Annotated in this window: 18 protein-coding genes and 1 tRNA gene; 10 read left to right on the forward strand and 9 right to left on the reverse strand. The window is 51.1% G+C overall.

The annotated features are described in order from the left end of the window. Nucleotides 1-110: 110 nt before the first annotated feature. Nucleotides 111-2156 (reverse strand): N-acetylmuramoyl-L-alanine amidase, encoded by a 2046-nt coding sequence (locus tag AC5JMP_RS19915; RefSeq protein ID WP_495853231.1) that lies wholly within the window; start codon nucleotides 2154-2156, stop codon nucleotides 111-113. A gap of 546 nt (nucleotides 2157-2702) precedes the next feature. On the opposite strand from AC5JMP_RS19915, the gene acsF reads away from it, so the two are divergent. After that, nucleotides 2703-3779 (forward strand): magnesium-protoporphyrin IX monomethyl ester (oxidative) cyclase, encoded by a 1077-nt coding sequence (gene acsF, locus AC5JMP_RS19920; protein WP_495853232.1) that lies wholly within the window; start codon nucleotides 2703-2705, stop codon nucleotides 3777-3779. A gap of 221 nt (nucleotides 3780-4000) precedes the next feature. Continuing rightward, nucleotides 4001-4077: transfer RNA gene (locus AC5JMP_RS19925), tRNA-Met, on the forward strand. A 68-nt stretch (nucleotides 4078-4145) separates the two neighbouring features. Here AC5JMP_RS19925 and dapF read toward each other — a convergent pair. Beyond that, complete coding sequence (gene dapF, locus AC5JMP_RS19930; protein ID WP_495853233.1) at nucleotides 4146-5018, reverse strand: diaminopimelate epimerase; 873 nt, start codon at nucleotides 5016-5018, stop codon at nucleotides 4146-4148. A gap of 142 nt (nucleotides 5019-5160) precedes the next feature. Between dapF and AC5JMP_RS19935 the strand changes: the two genes are divergently transcribed. Beyond that, nucleotides 5161-5376 (forward strand): Hfq-related RNA-binding protein, encoded by a 216-nt coding sequence (locus tag AC5JMP_RS19935; protein ID WP_495853234.1) that lies wholly within the window; start codon nucleotides 5161-5163, stop codon nucleotides 5374-5376. Between the two features lie 30 nt (nucleotides 5377-5406). Here the strand turns inward: AC5JMP_RS19935 and AC5JMP_RS19940 are convergent, their stop codons facing one another. Beyond that, entirely contained in the window at nucleotides 5407-7761 is a 2355-nt protein-coding gene (locus AC5JMP_RS19940) for a cation:proton antiporter domain-containing protein (RefSeq protein ID WP_495853235.1), read from the reverse strand. A 367-nt stretch (nucleotides 7762-8128) separates the two neighbouring features. On the opposite strand from AC5JMP_RS19940, the gene AC5JMP_RS19945 reads away from it, so the two are divergent. From AC5JMP_RS19945 to map, 3 genes are all read left to right on the forward strand, one after another. Beyond that, on the forward strand, nucleotides 8129-9034 hold the full coding sequence (locus AC5JMP_RS19945) for a M23 family metallopeptidase (protein WP_495853236.1): 906 nt from the start codon (nucleotides 8129-8131) through the stop codon (nucleotides 9032-9034). Nucleotides 9035-9266: 232 nt separating this feature from the next. After that, nucleotides 9267-9812, forward strand: a complete 546-nt coding sequence (locus AC5JMP_RS19950; protein ID WP_495853237.1) for a late competence development ComFB family protein — start codon at nucleotides 9267-9269, stop codon at nucleotides 9810-9812. A 254-nt stretch (nucleotides 9813-10066) separates the two neighbouring features. Next, nucleotides 10067-10909: a type I methionyl aminopeptidase gene (map, locus tag AC5JMP_RS19955; RefSeq protein ID WP_495853238.1), complete on the forward strand. Its 843-nt coding sequence runs from the start codon at nucleotides 10067-10069 to the stop codon at nucleotides 10907-10909. A 17-nt stretch (nucleotides 10910-10926) separates the two neighbouring features. Here map and AC5JMP_RS19960 read toward each other — a convergent pair whose 3' ends face one another. From AC5JMP_RS19960 to AC5JMP_RS19970, 3 genes are all read right to left on the reverse strand, one after another. Then, nucleotides 10927-11760 carry a DUF8619 family protein gene (locus tag AC5JMP_RS19960; RefSeq protein ID WP_495853239.1) on the reverse strand — a complete coding sequence of 278 codons (834 nt, stop codon included), beginning with the start codon at nucleotides 11758-11760 and terminating at the stop codon, nucleotides 10927-10929. A gap of 360 nt (nucleotides 11761-12120) precedes the next feature. Beyond that, entirely contained in the window at nucleotides 12121-13566 is a 1446-nt protein-coding gene (locus AC5JMP_RS19965; RefSeq protein ID WP_495853240.1) for a mechanosensitive ion channel domain-containing protein, read from the reverse strand. A 2-nt stretch (nucleotides 13567-13568) separates the two neighbouring features. Then, a complete protein-coding gene (locus AC5JMP_RS19970) occupies nucleotides 13569-15806 on the reverse strand; it encodes an adenylate/guanylate cyclase domain-containing protein (RefSeq protein WP_495853241.1) in 2238 nt (745 codons plus the stop codon). Between the two features lie 642 nt (nucleotides 15807-16448). On the opposite strand from AC5JMP_RS19970, the gene AC5JMP_RS19975 reads away from it, so the two are divergent. Next, the gene (locus AC5JMP_RS19975; protein ID WP_495853242.1) at nucleotides 16449-16643 is read left to right on the forward strand and encodes a hypothetical protein; all 195 of its coding nucleotides are present in this window, start codon (nucleotides 16449-16451) and stop codon (nucleotides 16641-16643) included. Between the two features lie 132 nt (nucleotides 16644-16775). Here AC5JMP_RS19975 and AC5JMP_RS19980 read toward each other — a convergent pair whose 3' ends face one another. After that, on the reverse strand, nucleotides 16776-18389 hold the full coding sequence (locus AC5JMP_RS19980) for a cyclic peptide export ABC transporter (protein WP_495853243.1): 1614 nt from the start codon (nucleotides 18387-18389) through the stop codon (nucleotides 16776-16778). Next, on the reverse strand, nucleotides 18386-20374 hold the full coding sequence (gene shc, locus AC5JMP_RS19985; protein ID WP_495853244.1) for a squalene--hopene cyclase: 1989 nt from the start codon (nucleotides 20372-20374) through the stop codon (nucleotides 18386-18388). Before shc ends, AC5JMP_RS19980 begins: the two co-directional genes overlap by 4 nt. 198 nt (nucleotides 20375-20572) lie before the next feature. On the opposite strand from shc, the gene AC5JMP_RS19990 reads away from it, so the two are divergent. The 3 genes from AC5JMP_RS19990 (at nucleotide 20573) to hpnJ (ending at nucleotide 24270) form a co-directional block, all read left to right on the forward strand. Beyond that, nucleotides 20573-21796, forward strand: coding sequence for a glycosyltransferase (locus AC5JMP_RS19990; RefSeq protein ID WP_495853245.1), 1224 nt, complete (start codon nucleotides 20573-20575; stop codon nucleotides 21794-21796). Between the two features lie 178 nt (nucleotides 21797-21974). Then, nucleotides 21975-22778 carry a squalene/phytoene synthase family protein gene (locus tag AC5JMP_RS19995; RefSeq protein ID WP_495853246.1) on the forward strand — a complete coding sequence of 268 codons (804 nt, stop codon included), beginning with the start codon at nucleotides 21975-21977 and terminating at the stop codon, nucleotides 22776-22778. Nucleotides 22779-22824: 46 nt separating this feature from the next. Continuing rightward, complete coding sequence (hpnJ, locus tag AC5JMP_RS20000) at nucleotides 22825-24270, forward strand: hopanoid biosynthesis associated radical SAM protein HpnJ (protein ID WP_495853247.1); 1446 nt, start codon at nucleotides 22825-22827, stop codon at nucleotides 24268-24270. Here hpnJ and hpnI read toward each other — a convergent pair. After that, on the reverse strand, nucleotides 24267-25499 hold the full coding sequence (hpnI, locus tag AC5JMP_RS20005) for a bacteriohopanetetrol glucosamine biosynthesis glycosyltransferase HpnI (protein ID WP_495853248.1): 1233 nt from the start codon (nucleotides 25497-25499) through the stop codon (nucleotides 24267-24269). The two genes, hpnJ and hpnI, sit on opposite strands and share 4 nt — an antisense overlap. Nucleotides 25500-25577: the final 78 nt, after the last annotated feature.

Raw genomic sequence — 25577 nt, forward strand, 5'->3', positions numbered from 1 at the left:
CGAGGGATATCTTGATCATGCCGTAAGATCACCAAAAGTTGGGAAGAGCCCCGCCTGGGCGCTTCGCGCCCCACCCTAGATGTCCTCAGCAAACTGGCGACAGCTATGAATCACCGATCGCTTCCTATCGAATTTTGCTGAACATATTGCAAAATCCCTTGAGCGATCGCCCTTGCCATGCGATTTCTAAAGCCCTCATCTGCTAGAAGCGGCGCATCTTCACGCCCCGTCACAAAGCCTGTTTCAATCAGCACTGCTGGCATAGAAGTGCGCCTCAGTACATAGAAGCGCGCCTGACGAACGCCTTTGTCATTCATCTTTGTGTCTTGCACGATGCTGTCTTGAATTACCTGAGCCAGTCGTTCGCCACTAGAAAAATAGTACGTCTCGACTCCATTTACCTCAGGGCGATCCATGCTGATGGCATTGGCATGAATGCTGACAAACAGGCTGGCATTGGACTGTTCGGCGATCTGGACACGTGGCTCTAGCTCAACATCGCTGTCGTCGGTGCGGGTCAAGATCACCTGGATGCCCTGCTGCTCTAGATAGGCTGCGACTTGTCGGGCGATCGGCAACACAATTTGCTTTTCTTGCAGTCCGCCAATGCCAACTGCGCCTGGATCTGAGCCGCCATGTCCTGGATCGAGAACTATTAGCAGTCTGCCGCTCTGGAGACTAGGCAGTCCAGCCGATTGAGCGGGTGAAATCAGGCTAGCTGCATTATTCGATCGCGACCCATTTGATCGAGCTACAGATGATCTATCTACACCCGTAGAGTCGTTAGGGGCGCTAGACACAGGCGATCGCTGCATTTCCAGCGCCAGCAGCTGCGGACTAACCATATTTAGGGTACCAAACCGAATGCCTGATGCGGGCTGGAGCGAAATCACCACGGTTTGATCGGTCTGTTGGCGCAGTCGCGCTCGCAGGACAGGACTGCTTGCTCCGCCCACATCAGATCCAGACACATTAGCCGCCAGCTGAGCTGGAGATAGCGTGATCTGGTAAAGTCCGCTTTGCCATCGACCGCTGTAGGTGACGGGGCGATCGGCACGAATCAAAAGCTGATTGCTAGTGGGATTCACCTCAATTCCCTGAATGATTGCCGTTTGAGAGTTTGCTAAAGGCGCAGCTAGTTCAGGCGATGGTTCAGATGATGGGAGTGCTTCGGGCGACCGTGGTGCGGTGCGCGCAATTGGAGGCGGCAATTGAGGCGATCGCTGGGGCGTAGCTGAAATTGCCGATGGGCTGGTAGAGGCAGAACGAGCCGCTGCTTGGGGAACTGGGACTGCTAGGTCAGCCACAGCCGCAATTCCTCCCTGAGGCAGCATCACGATGCCCCCCGCACCGCTAGCAGAAGCCAGCCAGTCAGGACTCTCTTCGGCGACGTGCAGGGTCATTTGTACCTTAGAGCCGCTGGGTTGAAGTTCCAAATGGCTAATGCCGTAGCGGTTAATAGCGACATCTCGCGCCAACTGCGGCGACAGCTCCGCGCTGTTGACCGTCACCTTGATGGTTTGGCGATTGCGTCGGCTACGGCTCACCTCAACTTCAGGTCTAGCCCCCCTCGTTTTCACAAATACACCATCTGCGGTCACCTGTACTCCCTCAATTTGTGTGACCCCCGCTGCAAGGTTGCTCGGCGAAAGATTGGTGGACGTAGGGCGACTAGAGCGATCGTTTGCCGGAAGCGTCGAACGAGCAGAACCTGTCGGTGGATTGGAGAGGGAAGGGGCGATCGCTGCCGTGGGCACGACCTGGGGCGGAGGAATCTGTACTGTCCACTGGGTCGGCGAAGCACCGCGAAATAGAATCTGCTGCGGGTCTAACGTGTAGCCTGGGGAGAGTTCCACGACAATTCTCGTGGTGCTAGCATCGAACTGTTCTACCCGAATTTGCTGAATTTCTCGCCCTGCTTGGCTCATAGGCTGCTGGAGCGAGGATGGGGCGATCGTCCCTGGTAGATCAATGACCAGTCTTGTAGGATTGCTCACCAACTGGGCACGAGGCTGCACGCCCTCATCTGTGTTGAAGTCTAAACGGTTTTGGGTAGGGTCAAACCGCCAAGAGGATAGCTGTCCCGCTTCTACCGGAGCCGCCAAGCAACAAATCCCTAAAAAGCTGGGTAGCAGCCAATGAATTTTCAAAGCCACCTTCGTACCTTCCCGCAATAACCAACTGCTGACCTGTAACTTTAACGCTAAACATGATTTTCGACGCTACTAATAGCGTTAATCATGCAGCTTTTGCTGTAAGTTGCCACATTTAGCACTCTTTGTCATCCGTTTTCTAAAGCGATTGTGTAGGATTCTGAGATTCGATAGGGCGATCGCTCTGCTCGCATCACCTTACAGCGCTTTGTGCTTAGTTGAGTGTGGGTTATTTTTTTAGAAGCCGCGCTCCGCGCGGCTTCTAAAAAAATAGCTGTGGTTTATGCAATTGAAAACTGCTGTAAGGGCATTCTAATCGGCTCAGGGACAGTCGTTCTTTGTTGCAACTCTTAACGTTTTGGCGATCCAGCCGACCTTACAAGCTTGGTAGACTACTGAAAGATGCAAGTAGAGCATGTCGAGCAGCTTTGTTAAGCTCTTGTTACACCTCCAAGTCTTCAGATCTCTCCAGTACGAGTTCACCTGGCAAGATCGGAGCTTGGGCGGCTAGATTTTGAACGCAAGACCGAAGGGAGAGCAAGTACACACATGGTAGATTCTTTAAAAAAACCTGACCTCCAAGAGCTTCGACCTGGAGTAAAAGTTCCAGCCAAGGAGACCATCCTCACTCCCCGGTTTTATACCACCGACTTTGAAGAGATGGCAAACATGGACATCTCGGTCAACGAAGATGAGCTAAAAGCCATCCTGGAAGAGTTTCGGGTGGATTACAACCGCCATCACTTTGTCCGCACAGACGTATTTCAGCAGTCCTGGGATCACATTGACGGTGAAACCCGTCAGCTCTTTGTAGAATTTCTGGAGCGGTCTTGCACGGCAGAATTCTCTGGATTCTTGCTCTACAAAGAGCTGGCGCGCAAGCTGAAGGATCGAAGCCCCGTTTTGGCAGAATGTTTCTCCCTTATGTCACGGGATGAAGCCCGTCATGCCGGGTTTTTAAACAAAGCCCTCTCAGACTTTGGTCTGTCGCTCGATTTGGGATTTTTAACCAAGAGCCGTAGTTACACCTACTTCAAGCCCAAATTCATCTTCTACGCAACCTATCTCTCAGAAAAAATTGGTTACTGGCGCTACATTACGATCTTCCGCCATCTAGAAGCCCATCCCGAAAATCGCGTCTATCCGATTTTCAACTTCTTCGAGAACTGGTGTCAGGATGAGAACCGCCACGGCGACTTCTTCGATGCCATTATGAAGGCTCAGCCTCAGTACCTCAACGACTGGCGGGCTAGGCTCTGGTGCCGCTTCTTCTTGCTGTCAGTCTTTGCCACCATGTATCTGAATGACATCCAGCGATCGGGCTTCTACGCTCTTCTGGGTCTAGATGCGCGGGAATACGACATTCACGTCATCCGCAAAACCAATGAGGCGACGGGTAGAGTCTTTCCAGTCGTTCTCAACGTCGATCATCCGGAGTTCTTTGAACGGCTCGATCGCTGTACCAAGAACAATGAAAAGCTAGGGGCGATCGCTTCCTCTGGCACGCCCAAGTTTCTCCAGCTTTTCCAAAAGCTGCCTCTCTATGCCTCTACAGCTAGCCAGCTTTTGCGCCTCTATCTAATGAAGCCAATTGACACGGCAACCCTAGAAGGCTCAGTCCGATAGCCTTATTGGATTCACAGGGTTTATTGGGATTCACAGGGTTTATTTGAATTCATAGAGTCTATGGCTCTGACGCTAGAGGATTTGAACCTCGTCAGAGCCATTATTTTGTGCTTATTCCAACAACACATGTGAAACAGTACCCAAAAAATGCGACCTGACAAAAATATGAAAGCTCTGAAGTTGTCATATCTATCTTTCTCTTGCTATGCTGGTTAAAGCGACGCGGGGTAGAGCAGCCTGGTAGCTCGTCGGGCTCATAACCCGAAGGTCAGTGGTTCAAATCCGCTCCCCGCCACCAAGTTAGTTGGCAGAACTAAAAAGAATCCCTATCTCCGTAAAGAGAGATGGGGATTCTTTTTTTAAGACCTATAAGCTCATCACGCCTTCAAACACGCGTTGTGCATCTCCCGTCATATAAATCCGATCGCCCGACCACTCAATTTCGAGACAGCCGCCCGGAAGCTCAACCGTGGCACGGCGATCGCACCGTCCCGTCAGCACACCTGCCACCAGTGAAGCACAGGCTCCCGTGCCGCAAGCCAGCGTAATTCCAGCGCCCCGTTCCCAGACTCTCATTTTCAGATAGTCAGAGCGAATCACTTGAATAAACTCGGTGTTGATCCGCTGCGGGAAAGCCGGATGATGCTCAAACTGAGTGCCGATCGTCTCTAGGGGAATAGTCGCTACATCCTCTACAAAAGTAATGCAGTGAGGATTGCCCATACTGACACAGGTGACATCCCAGCTTTTCCCGGCTGCCTGAAGCGGTTGATTAATGACTTTCTCATCCGGCGAAGCCAGCGTCGTCGGAATCTCGGCTGCTAGCAGTCGTGGTAAGCCCATGTCTACCGTAACTTTGCCCCCTGCTTCCAGCTTAGGCACGATGACACCTGCCAAAGTCTGAATGCGGTAAGCCCGTCCTTCAGCCTTCTCTGCTATCAAACCAGCCTCTTCCTCCAGATCAGCGACAAATCTTGCCATGCAGCGAATGCCGTTGCCGCACATTTCAGGTTCCGAGCCGTCGGAGTTGAAGATCCGCATGGTGTAATCGCTGTCAGGTTCTCCAGGTACGGGCTGACCGGGCAGAGCAAAGATCACGCCATCAGCACCAATACCAAAATGGCGATCGCACCAAATTACCGCCTGTTCGGGCGTGAGGCAAGGCTCTGAAGACTGTCGATTGTCGATCAAAATAAAGTCGTTGCCCAAACCGTGATACTTCACAAATGCGATCGTCATAAATAACTCCGTTGCGAGGGTCGAAAATAGGAATTTTAGATCTTTTGTTGGGCTTTATGCCCTGTTGGGTTTTATAGAAAGAGAGACAGATGCCATACTCAAGACATCACTCAAAACTTAGCAATAGCACAGGATCACCCCCATGACGGCTGAACTCGAAACCGGATTGCCCAGCATCCGTCAAATTCAAACCCTGATTCGAGAAGAGCAGGAAGTGGAGCTGAAACTCACCACCAACGATCTGCTGACGGGCAAGATTCGCTGGCAAGACCCCGACTGCGTCTGTATTTTTGACCACTATGACCAGCCGACCATCGTTTGGCGGCAGGCGATCGTCTTCCTCAAGCCCAAGGCTTGAAACTCTGGATTGCAAGGGGGCTGAGCGCGGTTAGTCTTCACCCGTGACGGCTTCCAGCACAGGCTCAGCCATAGATTCGTCCATAGGCTCATTCAGAGCACCCAGAGGGATTTGCAGCAACGACTGCGGCTCAGGCGAAGTGGGTGAAATCCAGTAGCTAGCTTGCTCGATCGAGTGGAAGCTGCCGCAGAGCAAAAGGCGATCGCCTACTTGCAGATCGCTCTGTCCGTTCGGGAAGCGAATGAACTTGCCCTCTCGCCGAATTGCCTGGATCAATACCCCAAACTGACGGCGAATGTGTAGCTCTGCTAAAGTCTTGCCTACGACAATACTCGTCTCCGGCACCAGCAGCCATTGACAGGAGGCTTTTTCGCTAGGAATCGCCGTACTGCCCTTCATTAGCTCACCAAAGGCAATTAGCTCATCGGGTTCACCGACGACCAAAAGGCGATCGCTCTCTTCCAACATCACTTGAGCATCGGGATAGTCGATTTCTTCACCTGCCGATCGCTGAATTGCCATCAGACTCACGCCCGTCAAACGCCGCAGGTCAGTTTCTTCGATCGTCATGCCCACTAAGGGTGACTCCTCCGGCAGGGTCAGCCACTTGTTGTTCATGTCCTGTGCGGCAACCTTCAAATCACGAGAAACTTGGTATGCAGGGCGTTCGGGCTGCAAGTCGGCATAGTGAGAGCTGCGAATTTGCTGAATTTCGCGTTGGATAATCGGCAAGGGCACGCCAATCCCGGTAAGCAAATGTGCCGAAAGCTCCAGACTCGCCTCAATTTCAGGCTGCACCACCTCTTTTGCACCCAACTGATAGAGCAGCTCAATGTCTTTGTCTTGCGTCGCCCGAACGATTACATCTAGCTCAGGAGCTACCTCTAGAGCACGTTTCAAAGACAGACGGGTATTCATGGGGTCAGGGAGAGCGATCGCCATGCCCTTCGCCTGTCCCACATTTGCCGATTTCAGCACATGCAGACTCGCCCCATTGCCATAAACATAGGGAATATTGGCATCGCGCAACTGTTGAATCGCCTGCTCTGACTGATCAATCACCACCACAGGCTGGCTGTGGGCTTGCAGCATCTTGACAATATTTTGCCCCACGCGCCCATAGCCACAAACCACTACATGATCCTGATTGGGCAAGCCTTCAGGCACTTCTAGCGGCGCGTCACTGCCCTCCAAAATTGACTTCATCCAGGGCACGGTATCTGCCCAATTCAACAGCATAGGCACCAGACGCATCAGAAAGGGGGTAATCATCAGCGTCACGGCCGTTGTGCCCAAGATCAGCAAATAGATGCGTCGAGACACCAGCCCCAACACCTGACCTTTACTCGCCAAGACAAAGGAAAACTCTCCGATTTGCGCCAGTCCCAAGCCCACAATCAGAGAAGTCTTGAGCGGATAGCCAAAGGCGCGCACTAGCGGCGTGACGATCAGGAATTTGCCCAGCAGCACTAGCCCCACTAACCCCAAAATTAACTCCAGGTTATTCCAAATAAACGTAGGGTCGATCAGCATCCCGATCGCCGCAAAAAACAGGCTGGCAAAAATATCTCGAATTGGCTCCACGTAGGTCAAAGTCTGATCGGCATATTCCACTTCCGAGATCATCAGTCCGGCAATGAATGCCCCCATTTCGATCGACAAACCCATATATTCCGTGAGCAGCGCAATCCCCAGACACAGCGCCACGGTGCCCAGCAAAAAAAGCTCTCGGCTCTCAGTCCGTGCCAGCAGCCGCAAAAATGGCGGAATCACCCAGATACCGACCACCACCGCTCCTCCCGCCAGAAGGCTTGTCTTCAGCAGGGCAATACCCACCGCCACGCCAATCTCCTCAGAAGGGCGATTGAGGGCGGGTAGCACCGCTAGCATCAACCCCAGTGCTAGATCCTGCACCACCAGAATGCCCAGCATGACGCGCCCGTGAGCCGTCTCAGTTTCGTTGCGCTCCATCAAGCATTTCAACACCACCGCCGTTGAAGAGAGCGATAAAATTGCGCCCAGAAATACGCCCTGCGTCGGCGAAGTCACCCAGCCTACGCCGACTGAGATTAACGTCGTAATCAGAATCGTCGAGAGGATTTGCAGCGTTCCTCCCCCCAAACTGATGCCTTGAACTTTCTTCAGCTCCGAGAAAGAAAACTCTACCCCTAGCGCAAACAGCAGAAAGGCTGCCCCAAACTGAGCCAGAGTCTCTACCTGAATCAGCTCTTTGACCAAACCCAGTCCGGCTGGCCCAACGATCGCCCCTCCCACCAAATATCCCAAGATCACAGGCTGCCGCAGCAATGCTGCCAGTAATCCTCCCCCAGCCGCTGCCGCCAGCACCACAACCAGGTCAACAATTAGGCGAAAGTCTTCTTGCACGGATTTTTAGCTCTAACTCTAATGATAAGAAATCTAAAGTCTTTATAATTTCCAGGATACCGAGTTTTTGGGGCTTGCTGGGTACAGGTTGCAGAAAATTGTGCGAGATTTTGTATAGTCGCTTTTCCGTAAGGATCACAGGCTAATTAAGCTGTAATAGTTTTTTGGAAGTGTCGCACTCCGCGCGACACTTTCAAAAAACTATTGGGTTTTAATTTGTACATGATCCTAAGCTAAATGAACTGATAGGACATTTAGGGTGGGGCGCTTCGCGCCCCACCCTAAATGTTCCCGTTCTAACCGCCTTGGCGGTTGCTATAAATTATGAGCAAAGAGTCCTCACACCTTATTAATCAAGAATCATTCGATGGAAAATTACTTGACAAAGTTATGGCTGTCACTACGGCATCAGTTTTGGACAAAGCGACTTTGGGTCAGCGGCTTTCTGGCTTTGGTGGCGCTGCTATCTGTGCTGAACAGCGCTGCGATCAGCGGTACGATATCGGTTCAAGCTAGCCCTACTAATCCTCAGCTAGGCGACACGGTAACGGTGTTGATTCAGGCCGAGACTGGAGCCAGCCCCACTGTGGTGATGAACCAGAAGACCTATCCCGCCTTTGCGATCGCCCCCAACCGTTTCCGTGCGCTCCTGCCTACTACGCCGCTCGATCGCCCCGGACAGCTCAATATTCAGGTCAATGGCGTTGGAGATCCACAGACCCTAGCCTTGCAGTTGCGCGATCGAGATTTTCCAACTCAGAGCATTTGGCTCAGCGGCGGCGGCTCAGACGGCACTGATCATGAGTTCAACAAAGTTGATGCTTTTAAGGCATTGGTCACGCCCAACAAGCTTTGGAATGGCAAGTTTCAGCGTCCTACTGAAGGTGAAATTACAACCATCTACGGCGTACGGCGCTACTACAACGGTGAGTTTGCCCAAGACTACTACCATCGCGGCGTAGATTATGGCGCTGACACAGGTGCGCCCATTGTTGCTCCGGCTGCTGGAAAGGTTGCCTTAGTGGGGCGTGAGGCAGACGGCTTCGAGCTGCATGGCAACACAATCGGTGTAGATCACGGGCAGGGCGTTGTCAGTATTTTTCTGCATCTCAGCCGCATTGATGTCAAAGAAGGAGATGTTGTGCAGGCGGGTCAACGGTTGGGCGCAGTAGGAGCAACCGGAGGCGTGACAGGGCCTCATTTGCACTGGGGGCTATACGTGAACGGGAAATCGATCGATCCGGTGCCTTGGCGCTACGGCAGTTTTGAGTGAACGGGTTTGAGTGAACGGGCAAATCTGAGACTTGACAAAATTCTCACGGCTAATTGCGTTAGCTCACCGTGATCTTTTCTAAATCCGGGGCACTCTAAGACAAGAAGCGGGCGTATTTGCCATGCCTACGTTTTGCCAAGTCCACGTTCGCCCAAGTCCACGTTCGCCAAGTCCACATTCGCCAGATCCACGTTCGCCAGATCCACAGTGCTGTGGAGCATAGAAAAACCTTATGAGTATCGAAAAAATTGTTGAACAGGCTCTACAAGATGGCTATCTGACCCCCGCCATGGAAGCAGAAGTAGGGCGCATCTGTGACACGGCTTCCGAACTGTCTATTGAAGAATATATGGCGCTCGATCGCCTCATGGGTTCGTTGCTGACGGGTGAAGTGGTTGCGGTACCTCGCAAACAGTTCATTAACGTCATGGAAGAACTGGTGCTGACCGAAGCGATCGCCAGGGTTGCCGAAATTGAGGCGACTAGCGACTGTACTTTAGATCTGGGTGACATTGCCGCCTACGCACTCAATCGTCTGCCGCCTCTCTACGCCACAACCGAAGAAGGAGCTGAATATCAACGAGGTCGCGCCAAAGAAGAAATGCAGGTGCTGATTGCGCAACAGGTGAATGAAGCGATCGCCCGTAGCCTCGATCGCCCAGATTTCTACCCAGAACGACAGGCAATCAGCAAGGTCATAGGAGATGAGATGCAGAGTCAGCTTAGCTCGTTGCTGAAAAGCAATGCGCACAAGTTTGAGGTTGCACCGCAGCGTTAAAGGCAAAAGAGATGAAAATCGATCGGGGATTGAATATTGGGAACACAGATTTCCCTGATTCAATCCCCAATTTTTTGTGGCAGCAATCCCCGTCCTAACCGCCTTGGCGGTTAGGACGGGGACATTTTTGGTGGGGTGCTCCGCGCCCCACCAAAAATGTCCTCAGTAAACTGGCGACAGCTATAAGAGCAAAAGCGCTATGGTTTAGACATCGCCACATCCAATCCTGGATATTTAAAAGCCCAGTCCGACCCATGAACATCTTGACTGATCTATTATCTCGCCCTCACCAGCCTCGCCCTGACCAGCCTCCCCGGATTCATAAACGCAGCCGTGGAATTGCGCTGAAAACTCCGGCAGAAATTGAAATCATGCGAGAGGCGAGCAAGATTGTTGCTATCGTCTTGAAAGAAATTTCAGAATTAGTCGAACCCGGCATGACCACTGCCGACCTGGATGCCCATGCCGAAAAGCGCATCCGCGAGATGGGGGCAACGCCCAGCTTCAAGGGCTATCACGGGTTCCCGGCTTCCATCTGTGCCAGTATCAACGATGAGGTGGTGCATGGCATTCCTAACGCTAAGAAGAAAATCCGCAAAGGGGATGTGCTGAAGGTCGATACGGGCGCATATTTTGCAGGATTTCACGGAGATTCCTGCATTACGATCGCCGTCCTCACCGTCACTCCGGCAGCCGCCAAGCTAATTCGTGTTGCCGAAGAAACGCTCTACAAAGGTATTGAGCAGGTGAAAGCCGGAAATTTCCTGCTAGACATCGCCGGAGCCGTACAAGACCACGCCGAAGCCAACGGCTTTAAGATCGTGGAAGACTACACCGGGCACGGCGTAGGACGCAACCTGCATGAAGAGCCTTCTGTGTTCAACTTCCGCACGCGCCAGATGCCTAACGTCAAGCTGAAGGCAGGCATGACTTTAGCGATCGAGCCGATTCTGAACGCAGGCTCAAAAATTACGCGGACTTTGGGCGACCAATGGACGGTAGTGACGGTCGATCGCGCCCTCTCAGCCCAGTTTGAACATACGGTTCTAGTAACAGAGACAGGCTATGAGATTTTGACCGATCGATCAAAGGTTTAATCGAGCCAAGGTTTAGCCTAGCGCTCGTCCCGGAATTCGTCCCGGAATTCATCTCGGAAACGCCGTTCGTTGAGCGATCGCCGCTTTCTGCCCTCTCGTCCGCCCTCTCGTCCGCCCTCTCGTCTGCTGCCCTCCTGCCGTCGTCCCATTTGCTTGCTCACCTCGACAAAGGTATCGCGGCGCAGATAGGGATAAGCGGACACCCAGAGGCTGTAGTCAGGCAGGTAAATATCTGAGACTTTGCCAATCCGGCTCAAATCGGGCACATCGGACATGACCACCATCTCCGCCCGATCGCCAGAACGGATAATCCGGTGGTCGCGCTTCAGCGGCACCTGAATTTCTGTAACAAATCCAACTTCATCGCCGATTTCCAAGTTGAGCCGCCGCTCGCGGTTCTCTACGATCACCAACTCGCCTAGCTTATTGACGGTTTCTTCTTTGCCGATCAGTTCTTCGGTGACAAACACGTCTAGAACCTCACCTCGCCACAGTCCGCTGTAGGGGTAGCGGCGACACTCAAAATTCTTCAAGCTTGCCCAATACACGGGACTCCAGAGCCAATAGAAGCCCGATGCCAGACCGACCGTGAAGGTCAGCGCCCACAAATCCTCTCCCAAGACGAGATTCATGAGCAGTGCCACTACAAGACCCACCAGTGAGATCAGCAGCCGCCGCAAAAAATCGGGCAGCTTGCCCCAAGTGTATTTGTACTGCTCACTTGTAGCGACTCTAGGAATAAGTTCCTCAAATTTTTTGCGGTTAAGAGAAATGAGCATGGGTCTGGCAGTAGCGAATTGAATTGGAGAGCCGATCGCAGAACCGATCGCACAACACTCCGAGCCTAACATTACCCTCTGCCCTCTGTCGCTCTGGCTCTCTCAAAAAAGCTCTGACTCTCTTAAAAAAGGGGAGTTCTTAAGAGGTAAAGACTCCCAAAAAAAGGAAGGACAAAAGTAAATTTACGGATTCTTCTCCTTGCCCCAAGAGGTTTAGTGTTTAAAGTTCAGTACTTGTCTCTAGGCTGAGTGGGGGTGCCAAAAGACAAAATGAACTCACTTCTGGAGAACGCGATCGACTGGAAGCTGAACAACTAGGGGGCAATTTAGTTGTTTGGGTTTCCAGTAACAAAGCGTACTTACAGGTAACGTTGCCTGACCTTGGGGGCTTATAGGGTCAGGCAACTTTTTTTGCAGATTTTCGGCGCTCTCCTAGGCAACCTTAGCAACCTGGAGAACCTTACGACGCATCTCCATAATGTCTCCGAGCGTGCTGGCAAAGCGGGGATTGCGAGTCAACAGCATTTGCAGCGTGTCAGCATCTAAGATCATCAGTTCTAAGTCATCCAACGCAACGACCGAAACATCGCTGACCTGCTCAGACAAAAGCGATGCCTTCTCGCCAAAGATATCGCCCTGCGAGAGCCGAGCCACCTGCTGCCTGCCCGATCGCCCTGAAACCGACATTTCCGCATGTCCCTTTAGAACAATATATAGACCTGGCAAGCGATCGCCCTCTGCCACCACAATCTCATTGCTGCCATAGTCTTGGGTAACGGCGTTGCCATTGAGCTGGTCTATCAGCGTCGGAGCGACTGCGCTCAGGCTTGGAATAGAGTTCAGCGTTTTGGCAATCCGCACTGACGGATTTTCCACGGTAGGCAGAGAAATTTGAGCTTCATATTCTGTTGAAATTGGGTAGGGAATACTTAGCCCGTGGCGCTTGGCAACATACCAAAGGCGCGTCGAGAAATCGTTGCGAACCCCCAACGCTTTTTCATAGCTCTCTGCAAATAAACCAATTTTGTAGCTGATGTAGAAGTCGGCATAGGCTGTCGTCACAACCCAGGGGGGAGGATCTAGCAAAACTCCTTCGGTTTCGAGGGCGGCTTGCTTCAGAATTTGCTTAACTCGGTTGGGCGGATCATCATAGGAAAACCCAATCTCAAAGGTTTCTACATGTAGACGCGTTGGGCGGCTGAGATTTTTGAAGCTGCCTTTGGCTAACTCTGAATTGGGAACCACCAGCAGATCTCGACTCCAGGTTTGCAGATGCACCGATCGCCAGGTTACTTCGATCACCTTGCCTTCATCATCACCGATGCGCACCCAGTCTCCGGCGGTGAGCGGACGCTCAAACAGCAGCGCAATCCCTGAGAAAAGGTTGCCTAAGCTGTCCTGTAAAGCCAAACCAATCACTAGCGATCCTACACCCAGAGCCGTGAGCAAACCGCCCAGATCGGCTCCCCAAACGCTGGAAAGGACGATCGCAATTCCCACTAAAATTAGGAAAAATCGGCTCAAGTCAAGAAATAGTTTGGGAGTTTGGGCTTGCCAGCTGCCAGCGCCTGCCTCCTCAAACAGCACAATGTTGATTAGCGTCAGAACGGCATAGATAATGAACACCCACAGCACCGATTCCACAACGCGAACCAGGCTAGAGTCCCGCGTCAGATTCAATACTTTGTGCAGCAGCAAAAATAGAGCCAGGGTGGGCAGCACCAAGTTCCGTAAAATGAGAATGGGAGCCACTAGCGATCGCTTCTTGCGCTCTAGTCGAGCAATCACTTCACCCAGCAAAAACATGAGCAGGGGAAATGCAATGACCAGCGCTCCAATCCAGGTCAACCAATCGGGCTTAACAATAAAGTCTGGCATGGTTACTCCTTGGCATGAGCGGATGACCCAGACAGAGCGATCGCCGGGACATCCTGTGCCAGAACATCCTGTGCCGGGACAGGATGTTCTGGAGCATCTTGAGCCGGAAGATCGGGCACAAAGTTCTGCCCTTTGACAGACCAAACAGGCACACTCGCCAGACCTTTAACCTCTACATTGGCAATCCGCTCAAAGGAGTACAGGTCATGCAAATTGTCGTAGATAGGCTGAGTCACCTGAATGGTATTTTGCCCAGGCGAAGAGTGAATATCGTGAGCAATTTTCATGGTTTCTCCTGTTAGGGCATAGATAAAGCGAGTTTTGCCAACAATCCCACCCACTACAGATCCTGAGTGAATGCCAATGTCAAGGCTTAGATCAGTCTTCTGCTGTTGATTAAAACGTCGTATCACCTTGAGAATCTCAAAGGCAAAGTCCATCGTTCGCTTAATGTGATCGACTCGCGATATGGATAGTCCACAAACTGCGATATAAACGTTACCCACACTTCTCATTTTCTCAACCCCAAAGGGTTCAGCCGCTTCATCAAAAGCAGTAACGATATCATTCAGCAAGGTAATGGTTTGGTCAGGTTGCAGTTGAGCAGATAGCTCATTAAAGCCTTCTATTTCGGCATATAAAACGGCAACGTTAGGAAAAACATCGGAGATTTGCTGTTCGCCACTCTTGAGTCGGGCGACGATCGGCGGCGGCAAAACGTTCAGCAATAGCCTTTCATTTTCATGCAGCGCTGTCTGAATCGTCTGATCCTTTTCATGCAGGCTATGCGCCATCTGATTAAAGGAGTGGGCGAGTTCACCAAATTCATCCTGCGATCGAATATTTACTGCTACATCGGTTTCACCCGCCTCAATTTGGCGAGTTCCGGAAATCAAGCGCTTGATAGGACGCACAAACAGACGAGACAGCCAGATCGAGAGCAGCGTCACCAACGGCACCAGAATGGCAGAGGCAACCAGCAGCCTACGGGTGAAGCGATCGACTGGAGCAAAGGCTTCTGACTGATCCATCTTGGCCACCAAACCCCAGTTGAAGTCTCCTAACTTGATCGGTTGAAAAGCAGAGAGAACCGACTCGCCGCGATAGTCCACGTAGGAGATAGTGCCTGTTTCACCTGCGATCGCCCTTTGTGGAGCCGTTGTCTGCACCTTCTGGGTCAAAATTGGCGTGCCTAGGCGCTTAATCTGTTCAATGATGTCTTTGGCAACACCTCTCGCTTGAAGCGCTTCGTAATACTGATCTGGGTTCTCAGCGAACAGGCGTGGCACTGAGCGAACCGAGGTGTCGGGCCCAACCAAAAACGTTTCTCCCGTTTTGCCCAGTCCTGTTTGCTGCCACTCGCCTCTGGAGGTCATGATCTGGTTGATGCGACTGTCTGGAATCTGGATCAGCAGCGCTCCAATAAAGTCAGTTTTATCGAAGATGGTTGTAGCGATAAAAGAGCTAGGTCGATTGCGCGAAGCTCGATAGAAGTCAAAATCTGCGCTGGTAACAAAGTTGGGATCTCTTGATTTACGAACTGTCTCCACTGCGTTTGCCAGATTGCTGCTGGCGTAAGGCCCTAGATTAAGATTGCTGCCAAAATCCGCCTCTTTCAACGCTGAGTAAACAATGTTTCCTGTATCTACATCAACGAGGTAGAAATCATAGTAACCAAACTTTTCAACGATGCTCTCAACTAGAGGATGAAAGCGTTGATGAACACGGCTATAGTCGCTACCATCCAACGCATCAACTAGAGCAATCTTTTTGTCTAAGGGATTAGGATTGCTAACAATGTAGTGATACTGAAGATAGCTTTGCGCAGGAGTCTGAGGTAGATAGGTTTCGGCTAGAGGCGTACTGCCGTCAGACAAGTTGCTCGACAGTCCAGGGATAAAGTCTTCTCGGTAAAATTTCTCAACGGACTGCTGCTGTCTTGAGGTCAAATTTACCGTGTTGAGCTTCTGATAAGCCGCCTTAAACCCTTTCATTGCGTCAATAATGGCAGGCGATTCGCTGAGAGTCAGAACGTGGTTTTCAGTAACTTGAAAGTAGGAAGAAATCGCCTCTGCTCTTTCAGTTCGGAGGCTAACCAGTTGGTTAAGAATACTGCTGGTCAAAGCCGTTTTGCCGCTGCTGTAGCCAATATAGCCAATAGTTAAAATGGAGGCAATGCTGATCAGCAGCAGTATGAGCAGCAGCTTCGATTGAATACTCAGCTTGTCAAGAAAGCGCATTTCAATATCTCAGAAGGGGCTAGATCTCAGAGAAGGCTAGACTTCGGAGGGACTACGTCTCAGGTCACAAAAAGCCAAAACTTCGACCAGAGGCAAGGAGCTAACTTGACTTGCTTTAAAGGCTTGTTTGCGGGCTGGTTTGAAGGCTTATTTGAGACAGTGACTAAACTCACCTCCACGATGAAGATAGAGTAGGAAGATAACGAATTGATAAAGGCTAAGCTCATGCATTAGCTGCATCAGTGGGTCTACGGAGGCGTTGATGAAGTGTCGATCGCCCATCCTTACATGAGCTTTACATCAAGAGGCAGAGGATAGAGGTTCAAGAGAGCGTAGCCCCATTGCTCCAGAATCCTTTACAGAATCTCCGAAAAGGTTAGAGGCAAAGGATCAGGGCAAAGAAGCGGCGATCGCAACTCCTCTCTTAGATCTTGCTGAACCTATCAATCTGAAGGAGGCGAAATCCAAAATCCGCTCAGTTTGCCCACTCTTTACCCTCAGTAGTCTCCCTAATACGACTCTATGAACCGTACGCTATAATTGCTGGTTCGTGGGGTTGCTTTTGTATCAATAATCTGCATTGGCAGCTAAGAAGCTAGCGGATGCAGCAGACAATATGCTTTGAGGTTGACTTTAATGCACATGTATTTTGCACAGTGGGAAGCGTACGATGGCCTGGGTCACGTGATTTCACGCGGCAGGCAGATCGTACATACGATCGAACCTTTTGATGAAGGCTTACTTCGTCAGTTTGAAGATGGCAAGCGGGCTAAGCTTCTGGAAGAGGGTTTGACCGTCCAGCAGGTGATGATCGCCAACTTGAATCGTTTAAGCTGAGAGACTGATTAGTCAGCTTGAAAGAAAGCAGTTGCCCTGATCAGAAATTCCTCTCCCGTTTCGGGAGAGGAATTTCTGATCAGACTCTCTTTTTTGGCAGGAGAGGTTTAGGTTCGTGTGATTGCTTAATGCTTAGCGATCGAACTCGACCTGTCCGTTATCCAGTTTGATGAGGCGATCGGCTAAGTGAAAATAGTGATCATCATGGCTGATCACAATCACAGTCTTGCCCTTTTGCTTCAAGCTCGGCAGAAACTGTCTGTAGAAAAGCTCTTTAAACACAGGATCTTGATCGGCGGCCCACTCATCAAACAGATAAATCGGGCGGTCTTCTAAGTATGCCGTCAGCAGGGCAAGCCGCTTGCGTTGTCCTTGCGAAAGCGCGGTCGTCGAAAGCTTACCTCGCTCAATTTTGACTTTGTGATCAATCTGGAGCTTACTGAGATAATTCTGCGCCAAATGATCGAGATTGACCTGCTCCAATCCTAAAAGCCGCTCGAACAGGAAAAAATCTGCAAATACGACGGCAAAATGCTGACGATACCATTCCCGATTTTCATCCGTAATCGGCTGTTTGTCTAAAAAAATTGCGCCCGACTCAGGAATGTAAAGCCCGGTCAGCAGCTTAGCAAAGGTGGATTTGCCGCTGCCGTTTCCCCCGGCGATAAAGGTAATTTCGCCGGGATAGAAGGTGATATCGAGCGCTCCCAGAACAAAAGGAGTATCTTCAGGCGATCGCTGATAGGGATACACCAAGTCTCGAAGTTCCAGGCTATGCCAGTCAGACTCTGCTTTAGGCGGGCTTGAGAGTGAAGAGCGATCGCTTAAGGACAACCCCAAGTCCTGAATTTTTCGCAGGGCAATATTCGATTGGCTAATCACTGGAAAGCTATTGACGATGTTCTCCATCGGCATCGTCAGATAGATGAAAGCGAGGATATACCCAGAAATTGCCTCAGGTTGGATAGAGATCAGCTTAGGGAGCGCAAATAAAACGAACCCCACCGCGAAAAAGAACAGCAGCTTGCCCAAGCTAGAGGAGGCTGCAAACATCGTCAGTCCTCGAATGTTGTAGCGCCGGAAATTGATTGCCGTGGGTTCAACTGCGTTTTCTAGAAACATTTGTCGCCGTTGGTAATGCAGCTTCAATTCTTTAATCCCTTCAGTGGTCGAACGGAAGTGATCAAATAAATAATCTTCCTCCTCACGCGCCAAAGCCAGCAGCTTTTCTCCTTGCCTCAAGAGCCGAATACAGCTCATAACCGCCGCCCCCATTAACGCGAAGACCAGCAGCAGCGCCGTCCAGGAAAGCCAGGTAATGTAGATCAGGCAACCTACAACGATCGCCAGATCAATGCACAGCAACGGCAGGACAAACACGGCGCTAGTAATTGCTCGGACATCCTCTGTCAATGCTGCCAGAAGGCGCGGGTTGCCAATCCGCTCTAGATCGGTAAGTTCTGAAGCCAGAATTTGGCGAATTAATCGCATTCGCAAGTGAAACACGGCATGGTGCGAGAGGCGAACCAACACCACCTGAGAGACAATGCTGGTGAGGAGGGCGATCGCTGCCAATCCTAAAAACCCCAGCAGCAGCATCGGCGTAGAGGTACTCAAGGGGTGGCTGATGGCATAACTGATTAGCGCAATCAACCCGGCAGAGCTGATGCCGCTCACGAATCCGGTCAGGGCGGCGATCGTCATCATCTGCCAAGAAGATTGCAGCAAAAACGTCACCAGGCTCATGGTGACAGCCTCGCGGATAGGTGCCAATATTGCCCTAGCGCCGTCAGGGGGAAGTGCTGCTGGTAGAGATGGTACTTGAGATAAAAATGGCTGGGAAATCCTGTCCCCGTGAATTCGGCTTCGTCCCAGGTGCCATCAGGACGCTGCGTATCCACAAGATATTGGATGCCTTGCCGAATCGCCCCTACTGTAGCGGTCTGAGCTGTATTAGTCTGATCTGGGAAGGTTTGCATTGCTTCTCTGGCTGCCATCAAGCCAATCAGTGCCCATGCCGTTTGGGATGCTGTGCTGATGCCCTGTCCTTTGAGTGCTGGATTGTCGTAGCTCCGACAGGTTTCTCCCCAGCCGCCATCGGAATTTTGGCAGCTTACCAACCATTCCGCACCGCGCTCCATAGCCTGACGACAAGGCGCACTCAGGGGCTGATTGGGGGAGGCGATCGCCGCCAATGCCGCCAACACGCCGCTTGTTCCATAGATATAGTTGACCCCCCAACGCCCAAACCAGCAGCCTTCTGGCTCCTGTTGCTGAATCAAATAAGTGAGGGCGCGATCGATCCTCTCGAATTCCAGATGATTGTCTCTGCGGCGACTTTCTCCCAGACAGCCCGCCATTTCCAGGACTCGCGCCGTCACATCTGCGGTGTTGGGATCAATCATTGCCTTAAGATCGGCATAGGGCAAAGCATTGAGCCAATCTTGGTTGTTATTCAGATCAAAGGCTGCCCAGCCGCCCTCCCGGCACTGCATCGTGGCAATCCAGGCAACTGCCCGATCGATCGCCGCCTGCTTTAATGCCTCGTTGGGCAGTTGCACCTGCTTTAGCGCCATCACAACAACCGCCGAATCATCAACATCGGGGTAAAAGCGATTCTCAAACTCAAACGCCCAGGCACCGGGTTTGCCTTGACGATTCTTCACCGCCCAATCGCCATAGTCCAGAATCTGCTTGCTCAGCAGCCATTCGCCACCCTGCACCAGCGCCGGATGATCGGGGGCTAGACCAGAGGCTGCGAGCGATCGCATCACCAGCGCCGTATCCCACACTGGAGAGACACAGGGCTGAATCCGATAGGTGGCAGACGTTTCAATAGCGAAGCGATCGACCGCCTGCAATCCTCGTTCAACGATCGGATCGTGGGCATCATACTCTAGACAGCGTAGAGCCAGTAAGGAGTTAAGCATTGCTGGAATGATGCCACCCCAGTCGCCTGTTGCTTCCTGCCGCTCCAAAATCCAGCGTTCTGCGGCGTTGATGCCCTGTTGCCGAAAAGGAATGAGATTGAAGCGTTCGGCAAACTTAAACAATCCATCTAACGTGAGGAAAAGATCTGTCCAGTCGTGATTACGAGACAGCGCATATCTTGCCGATCCCTCATTTTCAACGTAGAGTTCATCCAGATTAAAGCCCGGAGTTGTGGGAAAAATGGGCTGGCGATCGAACACAATCAGCAGGGGGACTGTGCTGCCTCTTGCCCAGCTTGACAGCTCGTAAATATTGAAGAAAAAACGATCGGGCAACAGCATGATCCAGGGAGGCAGTGAAGGGATGCCGCGCCAGTCAAAACAGCCGATTAGCGCTAGGTGAAACTTGGTGAAAATGCGCGATCGCCGGATGCCGCCCCGTTCCAAAATAAAAGCCTTCGCCTGTTGCAGCGCCGGGTCGCTGGCAGAGACTCCCAAGAGCCGGAGCGCCATGTATGCCTCAATGGAGGTGCTGAGATTGCCTCCATCGCCATAAAACAGCTCCCAGCCGCCGTGGGATCGCTGCTGCTGCCGAAAGTAGATTTCAGCCTTATGGAGGGGTCTAGACGCATCAGTTCCCCAAATCTTGTGCAACAGCACCACCTCAGCCGTCATCGTCACATTCGACTCTAGCTCTGACCACCAATAGCCTGCCGAGTTTTGAATCGAGAGCAGGTAGCCCTGGCTGGCAGCGATCGCGGTTTGAACGGCTGGTGTTGTTTCCCGATCTTGAATTTGCATAGTTTGCTTTACCGATTTGCTTTACCGAGATGTAGCTTTAGCTTTCTCGCCCTAGAGCTATCGTGGGGGCGCTAACGCAAGGACAAAGATTCAACGATCGCTTTCTCCAGTGAATAGGAGACATTATGCAAAAGTTATTGTATTGTGCTTCATATCATGATTTGTATTATGCGGCTGATGTGACAATGTGAGAACTGTATGACAGGCGAACTTGGGCTAGCATTAGCCGCCTTATCGTCATTGATTTGGATCATCCTTTTGGTCGGACGAGGGCAGTTTTGGCAAGCAGATCAAAAGTTAGAATCTCCTGAGATTCAAGGGAAGGCAAAGCAATGGAAAAGCCATAAGCTCAAGAAATATCCTGCTGTTTGTGTAGTCATTCCCGCTCGAAACGAGGTCGATATGCTGCCGACAACGCTGCCTTCTCTGCTCAATCAAGATTATCCGGGAATCATGAGCATTATCTTGGTGGATGATCACAGCACTGATGGCACAGCCGCGATCGCTAAGGCATTGGCTCGATCGCAGCCCAAATCGCAGCAGCCCTTGCCCGATCGCCAGCTCTCGGTGATTTCAGGGGAGCCATTGCCCAACGGCTGGACGGGGAAACTTTGGGCGATCGCTCAAGGCATCTGTCAGGCTCAGAGCCAATCTTCTCCTGACTACTTTTTGCTGACTGATGCCGATATTCAGCATGATCCCCAAAATATCTCGCGCCTGGTGACTAAGGCAGAGCAAGACAAGCTTGATCTGGTTTCACTAATGGTGCAACTTCGGTGTCAGAGCTTTTGGGAACAGTTGCTCATCCCGGCTTTCGTTTTCTTCTTCCAAAAACTTTACCCGTTTCGCTGGGTAAATGATCCGGCTCATTCTATGGCTGCTGCTGCTGGCGGCTGTATCCTGATCCGATCGACCATGTTATCTCAAATTGGCGGAATTCAGGCTATTCGGCAAGCCTTGATTGATGATTGCGCGTTGGCAAAAGCGGTCAAGACTAACGGTGGGCGTATCTGGTTGGGGCTGGGCGATTCTACTCAAAGCCTCAGAGCCTATCCTTCTTTAATGTCAATCTGGAATATGGTAGCGAGAACAGCTTTTACCCAGCTTAACTATTCTCTGGGGTTACTGCTAGGAACAGCGCTAGGAATGATTCTAATCTATGGGGTGCCGATGATCAGCATGATTGTCGGACTGTTGACTCAAAATTGGAGTTTGGCGATCGTTGGACTTTTGGGCTGGATACTGATGTCATGGAGCTATCTGCCAACGATTCAACTTTATCGATGTTCATTGATCCTTACTTTTTGTCTGCCTATGATCGCTTTGCTGTACACGCTAATGACTCTAGATTCTGCGTTACGCCATTGGCGAGGGCATGGCGGAGTCTGGAAAGGTAGATCGTATTCAGCTGTCATAGACTGAATGACTTCGTGCCTCGCATGGGTTCAGCCCAGATATTTTAAGTTTAATTTCCACCTTTCTTAAACACCCCCTATCAAAAGGAGATGCGGCTTTCTGAATTCTCAGCTTTTATATCCCTTAAAGTATCTCTTAAAGTTTTAGCGGTTGTGAAAATTTAGTTCTTGTGAGGAGTAACAACATGGGTTTACTGAAAGATGGCTTGGAAGCTTTGAAGGAGACTAGCCGCACGTTCTACATTCCCATTAGTCGATTGCCATCGGAACTGCAAGAAGCGGTAGCTTCAGCCTATCTCTGTATGCGGGCGATCGATGATATTGAAGACCACGCAGATTTGGACAGCGCTACAAAGATCAAGCTTCTGCAAGCCATCAGCCTCACGCTACAGGCCTCAGATCAGCAGATTAACCACAGCGCTTTTGCCAACGTTTTTTTGGGATACCAAAACTCTTTACCTGAAGTTTCGCTACGGATTGGAGAATGGGCGGCATTGGCTCCTGCGAGCATTGCCCCCCGCATCTGGGATGCCACAGCCGCCATGTCAGACCGGATGGCGTACTGGGCAGAGAACAATTGGGCAGTCCACACTGAGGCAGATCTAAACCGCTACACCTTCAGTGTGGCTGGGGCGGTCGGCTTGATGTTGTCCGATCTGTGGGCTTGGTATGACGGCACCCAGACAAATCGAACCGATGCGATCGGCTTTGGTCGGGGTCTACAGGCGGTTAACATTCTGCGCAATCACGGAGATGACCTGTCGCGCGGCGTAGAGTTCTACCCGGATGGCTGGGGCAATAAAGAAATGCAGCTGTATGCACGACGAAATTTAACCCTGGCGGATGCTTACACAAAAGCTTTGCCCAAAGGGGCTGCACTAGACTTTTGCAAAATTCCGCTGACGTTGGCTCACGCAACGCTCAATCTAATAGCGATCGGAGGCGAGAAGCTTAGCCGGAGTCAAGTTTTGGCGCTCACAGAGCAATAACCGCCTAATTTGTGCAGGGCAAATCTAGAGTAAGAGGAGAATCCTTTTGAAAAGAACGCTGTTTTTGAGTCCGCCCTCATTTGATGGATTTGACGGCGGCGCAGGTGCAAGATACCAGGCAAAGCGAGAGGTCACGTCTTTCTGGTATCCTACTTGGCTAGCGCAACCTGCTGCTCTGGTGCCGGAAAGCCGATTGGTCGATGCCCCACCGCAGGGGAAAACCGTTGAAGATGTGTTGAAGATTGCCAAAGATTATGAGCTGGTGATTTTGCATACCAGTACGCCATCTCTCGCCAATGATGTCAAATGTGCAGCAGCCATTAAAGCCCAAAATCCTGCCGTGCAAATCGGCTTTATTGGGGCACATGTGGCAATTTTGCCGGAGCAGACCCTCCGCGAGAATCCGGTGATTGATTTTGTTTGTCGGCATGAATTTGACTACACCTGCAAAGAGCTTGCCGAAGATCAGCCGTGGAATCAAATCCGAGGATTAAGCTACCGTGATACGCAGGGCGAACTGCACCACACGCCCGATCGCGATTTGATTCACGATTGGGATGCGATGCCCAGCGTTTTGCCTGTCTATGCGCGAGATTTAGATATCAGCAAATACTTCATTGGCTATTTGCTGCATCCCTATGTTTCGTTCTACACAGGGCGCGGCTGTCCGGCAAAGTGTAGCTTTTGTCTGTGGCCGCAGACCATTGGTGGACATCAGTATCGCACCAAAAGCCCAGAAGCCGTGGGGCGAGAGATGGATCAAGCTAAGGCTTTATTTGGCGATCGCGTCCGGGAATATATGTTCGACGACGACACGTTTACCATTGATAAGCAGCGGGCGATCGCCATCAGCGAACACATGAAGCGGCTGAAGCTGACCTGGAGTTGTAACGCCCGCGCCAACCTAGACTATGACACGCTCAAACAGCTTCGGGACAATGGCTTACGCCTCTTGCTAGTCGGGTTTGAATCGGGCAATCAGCAGATTTTAGATAATATCCGCAAGGGCATTCGGCTAGAGGCTGCTCGTCAGTTTATGAAACACTGTAAGGATTTAGGTATTACAGTGCATGGTACCTTCATGATTGGTTTGCCGATCGAAACTCAGGAAACGATCGAGGAAACGATTCGGTTTGCTTGCGAGATCAGTCCACACACGATTCAGGTTTCGATCGCCGCTCCCTATCCGGGCACAGAGCTATACCGTCAGGCGCAGGAGAATGGCTGGTTCAAAGATAATGTGCTGGTTGCTAATTCGGGAATTCAGACTTCGACTCTACAATATCCAGGGCTGTCGAATGCTGCGATTGAAGATGCCGTTGAGCAGATGTATCGTCGGTTCTATTTTCGTCCTAAAGCTATCATCCCAATTGTTCGTGAAATGCTGAGCGATCCGCAAATTTTGGTGCGTCGCTTGCGCGAAGGTGGAGAGTTTTTCTCTTACCTGAAAGAGCGCCAAATGCAGCAAGCCTCCGCTCATTCTAAAGGCTAGCCGACCGACTTAACATTTTCATCTAGGATGGGCAGAGACACAAGTTTACCTTCTTTTGTAGTCTTGAGTCGCCGATCAGACCACTCAAACGTGTTTCCCACAAAGCTGTAGCACCACAGCGCAAAGCTAAGCAGATCACGCAAGGGTACCAGCCATAACCATCGTTTTGTAGCAGCATCCTTCAGGATTTTGACCCCCACTAGCCAAGCCACCACAAGTCGGCTGATCCAGGCAAGGCTCAGCACTCCCCAACCGAGATGTGATCCCCCAGTAGCCAATAGGAACACTAAACTCGTCACGGTTCCGTAGGTAAAAATCAACCCGACATAGCCCCAAGCGCGGGAGACACGAATACACAGCATCCAGCGCAACTGACGCTGCCAAGAAGCTGCGAATGTACTGGTTGGCAGCACATGCTCAACAACGTAAGTGGAAAGCACGACCTGATAGCCTATCTGAGTGGGTAAATATCCCAATTGAAAATCGTCTGCTAAATAATCAGCGATCGCCTCAAACCCACCAATCTCTCTCAGTACAGATTGACGCATCAGGATAGTTTGACCCATTGCAAAGCGAGTGCCTTCTAGCTGAGTGCTGACTAAAACCCCTGGATGAAAATCGGTCGCTGTGCCGAGGGCTTCTAAGGTTGTCACCCAGCCTTGAGTAAGAGAGCGATAGAGACAAGTCACCACGCCGACTTTAGCATCGCTCAGAGGCTGAACTATCTCTCGTAAGTAGTTTGGTTCGACTCGAACATCGCTATCTGCCAGTAACAAGACTTCATGTTCGGCTGCGATTAAGGCGTTTGCGAGATTGCAAACTTTTCGATTTGTGCCAATGGTGTGATGATTCACAATCAGCCGCATATCGAGGTCTGGAAAATTATCCATTAACTGCCTCACGACTTTGATACTGGGGTCTTGCTGATCCTGTACCCCAAAAATCAGCTGATAATCTGGATAGTCTTGTTGGCAGAATGATGCAAGGTTTTCATAAAGCTGGTCGCTCAGTCCACAAACGGGCTTGAGAATGCTGATGGGTGGATGAAAGTCCGGAGCAACATTGCTGGAACGTGACAAGAACTGGATAGCGGCAGTAATGGCATAGCCGTAATATGCGATCGAGGATAGAGCTAAACCTAGCAACAGAAACAGAATTGAGTCTCCAATGATATTCCAGCCCACATCCACAGAGTATTGAGCAAGCGGAGGCAGTGATAGGTATGGCATTGCAATCCTCTAAAAAAACTCAGCTCAGCGTCAGGGTAGATGAATTAATTCTGCTAAAAATTAATTCTGCTAAATTAG

Source organism: Drouetiella sp. (genome assembly GCF_059504425.1).